This is a genomic window from Vibrio sp. 10N.222.46.A1 (genome assembly GCF_041473595.1).
Lineage (GTDB): Bacteria > Pseudomonadota > Gammaproteobacteria > Enterobacterales > Vibrionaceae > Vibrio > Vibrio tasmaniensis_A.
In genome coordinates, this window is record NZ_JBFRSN010001067.1 from 1 (window position 1) to 5,285 (window position 5,285).

The window sequence follows — 5,285 nt, forward strand, 5'->3', positions numbered from 1 at the left end:
GCGCGGCTTGATGGTTGAAAAGGGTGGTCGTGATGGTTCGGTAATTCGTTTCCTTCCGCCAATGATTATCTCTTTTGAGCAGATCGACTTTGCATTGCGCGTGATGGAAGAAGCGATCATCGCAGCGGGTGGTGGTTTACAACAAGACCCAGCTTCAAGCGAACAAACTAACCAAGAATGGAATAAGCATTTCATCCAGACAGGTTTAGGCGGTAGCAACGAATTTGCTAACGTGATGAACCAAACCACTCAAGCGATGAAAGCGGTTTTTGAACAAGTTGAAACGCCTTATTCGGGTTTAGATCCAAAAGTGCTAGAAGCAGCCATCAATGCTGTTGATCTCGATAACAATCAACACTCTTTGGTTGATGTTGTAGATAGTACTGCAGACCTTGTCGCTGCGAACTCCATCTTCGTGCAACACCCAGACTGCATTGCGCACCTTCACACTCCTCCTCTTATGGCTTCGGTAGCTGCGGAATCGATTATCGCGGCGTTGAATCAATCGATGGATTCATGGGACCAAGCATCTGCTGCGACTTATGTGGAGCAGCGTGTGGTGGATTGGATGTGTGACAAATACCAACTTGGCGCACAAGCTGATGGTGTTTTCACTAGCGGCGGCACGCAAAGTAACCTAATGGGCTTATTGCTGGCGAGAGACTGGGTTGCGGATAAGCACAATGGTCATTCTATCCAAAAGCTTGGCTTACCAGAATACGCGAGCAAGCTGCGTATCTTATGTTCAAAGAAATCGCACTTCACGGTTCAAAAGTCAGCCTCTCTATTAGGGCTAGGTGAAGCGGCAGTATGCTGTGTTGACACCAATGCAAACGGCACTATCAAGCCTGACTTGCTAGACGCAGAAGTGAAAGCACTTAAAGCTCAAGGGTTGATTCCTTTTGCTGTTGTCGGTACGGCGGGTACTACCGATCACGGTGCGATTGATGATCTTGAAGCGATTGCTGACATCGCCAACCAACAAGATCTTTGGTTCCATGTCGACAGTGCTTACGGTGGCGCGCTTATCTTAAGCAGCCATAAAGCTCGTCTGAAAGGTATCGAAAAAGCGGACTCAGTGAGTGTCGACTTCCACAAGTTGTTCTTCCAAACCATCAGCTGTGGCGCTGTGCTGCTGAAAGACAAAGCGAACTTTAAGTACCTACTGCATCACGCAGACTACTTGAATCGCGAGCACGATGAGCTGCCAAATCTAGTCGATAAGTCCATAGCTACCACCAAGCGTTTCGATGCACTGAAAGTCTTCATGACGATGCAAAGCGTTGGACCAAAGCAACTGGGTGATATGTACGACCATCTTCTAGAGCAGACGCTTGAAGTTGCCGATCTGATTCAGAAGCATGACGATTTTGAGCTACTTGCTGAGCCGTCATTGTCGACAGTGCTGTTCCGTGCGGTACCGAACAACGAGCTATCAGCAAACGGCGTTCTTGATTTAGACAAACTGAATCAGACGTTAAGACTGGAGGCGCTGACTCGTGGTGTTGCCGTGCTTGGCGAAACGGTCGTCGACGGTAAAAGTGCGCTGAAATTTACAATCTTGAATCCGTGCTTAACGACATCAGATTTCAAATCTCTAATTAACAAAATTCAAACTTTAGCTATTGAGCTAGCAGAACAACAAGGGTAATTAAAACTATGGCTATTCTACAAATTGGTGCAGGCGGCGTTGGTTGGGTTGTTGCACACAAAGCAGCACAAAATAACGAAGTACTGGGTGATATCACAATCGCTTCTCGCACAATCGCGAAGTGTGAAAAAATCATCGAATCTATCAAGGGCAAAAATAACCTTAAAGATTCTACTAAGAAACTAGAGGCTCGTTCAGTAGACGCTGACGATGTTGATGCACTTGTTGCTTTGATTAAAGAAGTTCAGCCGGATCTAGTGATCAACGCTGGTCCTCCTTGGGTAAACATGGCAATCATGGAAGCGTGTTACCAATCTAAAGTCTCTTACCTAGATACATCGGTAGCGGTTGACCTATGTTCTGAAGGTCAACAAGTACCACAAGCTTATGATTGGCAGTGGGGCTACCGTGAGAAGTTCGCTGAAGCGGGCATCACAGGTATTCTTGGCGCGGGTTTCGATCCAGGTGTGGTATCAATCTTTGCAGCGTACGCGGTTAAGCACTTGTTCGATGAGATTGACTCAATTGACGTAATGGACGTGAATGCTGGTGACCACGGTAAGAAGTTTGCGACAAACTTTGATCCAGAAACCAACATGCTTGAGATCCAAGGCGATTCTTTCTACTGGGAAAATGAAGAGTGGAAACAAGTACCTTGTCACTCTCGTATGCTTGAGTTTGAATTCCCTAATTGTGGTTCTCACAAAGTTTACTCAATGGCGCACGATGAAGTTCGTTCAATGAAAGAGTTCATCCCTGCTAAGCGTATCGAATTCTGGATGGGCTTTGGTGATGCATACCTGAACTACTTCAACTGCATGCGTGATATCGGTCTTCTTAGCCCTGATCCACTAACGCTACATGACGGTACTGTGGTTCAGCCTCTGCATGTTCTTAAAGCACTACTACCAGACCCAACATCTCTAGCTCCGGGTTACACAGGTTTAACGTGTATCGGTACTTGGGTCCAAGGTAAGAAAGACGGCAAAGATCGCAGTGTCTTCATCTACAATAACGCAGACCACGAAGTGGCTTACGAAGACGTAGAGCACCAAGCAATCTCTTACACTACGGGTGTTCCAGCGATTACGGCTGCACTTCAGTTCTTCCGTGGCGAATGGGCTGATAAAGGCGTGTTCAATATGGAACAGTTAAACCCAGACCCGTTCCTAGCAACAATGCCTGAAATCGGTCTAGATTGGCATGTTCAAGAACTTGAAGCAGGCCAAGGTCTTCCTGTGATTCAAGAGCTGAAAAAATAAGAACTGATTTCTTGTTTTGATTGCTAATTAAAGGGGACATGGATTGTTCCCTTTTCGATGATGATAGCCTTGAAGCTTTGGTATCATTTATTTTGATTTTGTAACTCACTGCGCTCGGACAGGACAAAATCAAAATAAATCACACCAAAATTGTTAATTTACCTTTCCATCTATAGATGCTGCTTGAGTGTTTACAAAAATGACGTTTAAGAAAGAAGAACTAAAAACCCCATATTTCATGATCAACGAAGACAAGTTGATTGCGAATCTAGAGAAAGCCAAGCAACTGAAAGAGATTTCAGGTGTGAAATTGGTATTGGCACTGAAGTGTTTTTCGACATGGGGTGTGTTTGACATCATCAAACCTTACCTCGATGGCACGACAAGCTCTGGCCCATACGAAGTCAAGCTTGGCCACGAAACCTTTGGTGGTGAAACGCACGCTTACAGTGTGGGTTACAGCGAAGATGACGTGAGAGAAGTTGCGGATATCTGCGACAAGATGATCTTCAACTCTCAAAGCCAACTTGCCGTTTACCGTCATATTGTTGAAGGTAAGGCTTCATTGGGTTTACGATTAAATCCGGGTGTGAGCTACGCAGGGCAAGACTTGGCAAACCCAGCGCGTCAATTCTCACGTTTGGGTGTGCAAGCTGATCACATCAAACCGGGGATCTTCGATGAGATCAATGGTGTGATGTTCCACATGAACTGCGAGAACAAAGACGTCGATGCATTTATCGGTTTGCTTGATTCAATCTCAGAGCAGTTTGGTGAGCACCTAGATAAGTTGGACTGGGTGAGCATGGGCGGTGGTGTGTTCTTCACATGGCCGGGTTATGACATCGAGAAACTGGGTCTTGCGCTAAAAGCCTTCTCTGAAAAGCACGGCGTGCAGATGTACCTAGAGCCGGGTGAAGCCATCATCACTAAAACAACCGACCTAGTTGTGACAGTTGTTGATATTGTTGAGAACGTGAAGAAAACGGCAATTGTCGATTCAGCAACCGAAGCTCACCGCCTTGATACGCTTATCTACAATGAGCCAGCATCGGTATTAGAAGCCTCTGAAAATGGTAGCCATGACTATGTGATTGGTTCATGCTCATGTCTTGCTGGCGATCAGTTCTGCGAAGCTAGCTTTGACGAGCCACTTAAGATTGGTCAAAAGCTGCACCTGCTAGACAGTGCAGGTTACACCATGGTGAAACTGAACTGGTTCAATGGCCTAAAAATGCCATCGATCTATTGCGATCGCAGCAATGGCGAAGTTCAGAAGCTAAATGAATTTGGCTATGAAGACTTCAAACGATCATTATCACAATGGTCGGTTAAGTAACTAAGTCATAGTTTTAGAACAATAAAAAGAGCAGCCGGTGAGCTGCTCTTTTTTTTATAGATAACTGTTACCAGAGAAAAGAGTAAGGATAGAAGTGAAATGCTATCCGTTAGCTCTCAATCATCACTCGAGTATCTTCACTGAGCGTTTCTAATTCATTCACGACATCATCAATCAAGACTTCAATTGGCAACTTCACAGCGATCTTGGAAGTAAATAGACTTGAGCTAACACCACCGCCACCCGCGATAAAGACTCGGTGACAATCCATATCTAGAATGCTAATTCCTTGTCTGTCTAGTACATGTGTCACTTCGTTGACGATGCCAGCTCGGTCGTTAGAGTCGAGTCGTAAGTGATGTATTGTGTCTTGTGCGTTGTGAGTGTGGTCTGAATCAACAAACTGCACGATCAAGTCAGCATTGGCACTGAAAGCATCCTTAACAATTGATTCGTTGATGGCGGGAAGTTGAATCTTTAATACACCTGCAACTTGATCTTCAATAAAGTTAACTTTACTGATGAGCCATTTTCCGTCGTTTTCGTGAGTAACCGCAGCAAGTTGCTTGATTGTTGCTGGTGATGCTTGTCCGATAAAGTTTACGATAAATGTACTGTTCATATCAGCCCCCAAAGTCTCAATTGTTCGTTGCTAATTAAATGTTTGATATCACGCGATAAAGTTCTTTAATTTCAGTGTAGAAGGTTACATCGAACAATGTTTGACCTGTGTCAATTTTTGAAACTAAGCTGTGATGCAAAAAAAGAGAATGAAGAGTAGGGCACAAAAAAAGCGGCTAGAGAGCCGCTTTTAGAAGAGTTGTCGCATTTATTTGAAATGCAGTAACATAGAGTTCAGAGACTGGAAGTCGATTTAAAACGTTACTTTAAAGTTCATACCAACAAACTGAGAGTCGTATGTTGCCCCTGCATCGTAGGCGAATCGTGCTGCGTCTTTGTTATCCCACCAAGGGTTAGTATTCAGATTAACTTCTGCGTCACCACCCCATGCATCACTTACCCAGTAGTGGAT

The 5,285-nt window shown here is 44.8% G+C and carries 4 protein-coding genes and 1 pseudogene; 3 read left to right on the forward strand and 2 right to left on the reverse strand.

Annotated features, from left to right (window positions below; genetic code table 11):
- The 3 genes from AB4496_RS23780 to nspC form a co-directional block, all read left to right on the forward strand.
- The coding region (locus AB4496_RS23780) for a pyridoxal-dependent decarboxylase (RefSeq protein WP_372132226.1) at positions 1-1,651 on the forward strand (1,651 nt) is incomplete at its 5' end.
- A gap of 8 nt (positions 1,652-1,659) precedes the next feature.
- Positions 1,660-2,913, forward strand: a complete 1,254-nt coding sequence (locus AB4496_RS23785; protein WP_102258303.1) for a carboxynorspermidine synthase — start codon at positions 1,660-1,662, stop codon at positions 2,911-2,913.
- 199 nt (positions 2,914-3,112) lie between these two features.
- Positions 3,113-4,252, forward strand: coding sequence for a carboxynorspermidine decarboxylase (gene nspC, locus AB4496_RS23790; protein WP_102258304.1), 1,140 nt, complete (start codon positions 3,113-3,115; stop codon positions 4,250-4,252).
- A 109-nt stretch (positions 4,253-4,361) separates the two neighbouring features.
- Here the strand turns inward: nspC and AB4496_RS23795 are convergent, their stop codons facing one another.
- Positions 4,362-4,874, reverse strand: a complete 513-nt coding sequence (locus tag AB4496_RS23795) for a glycine cleavage system protein R (RefSeq protein ID WP_009848853.1) — start codon at positions 4,872-4,874, stop codon at positions 4,362-4,364.
- Positions 4,875-5,126: 252 nt separating this feature from the next.
- Positions 5,127-5,285: pseudogene (locus AB4496_RS23800) on the reverse strand (DUF3943 domain-containing protein); the annotation flags it as partial.

Coding starts and splice junctions, on each gene's coding strand:
- nspC (WP_102258304.1), top strand. CDS start 3,113: ATGACGTTTAAGAAAGAAGAACTAAAAACCCCATATTTCATGATCAAC.
- AB4496_RS23795 (WP_009848853.1), bottom strand. CDS start 4,874: ATGAACAGTACATTTATCGTAAACTTTATCGGACAAGCATCACCAGCA.
- AB4496_RS23785 (WP_102258303.1), top strand. CDS start 1,660: ATGGCTATTCTACAAATTGGTGCAGGCGGCGTTGGTTGGGTTGTTGCA.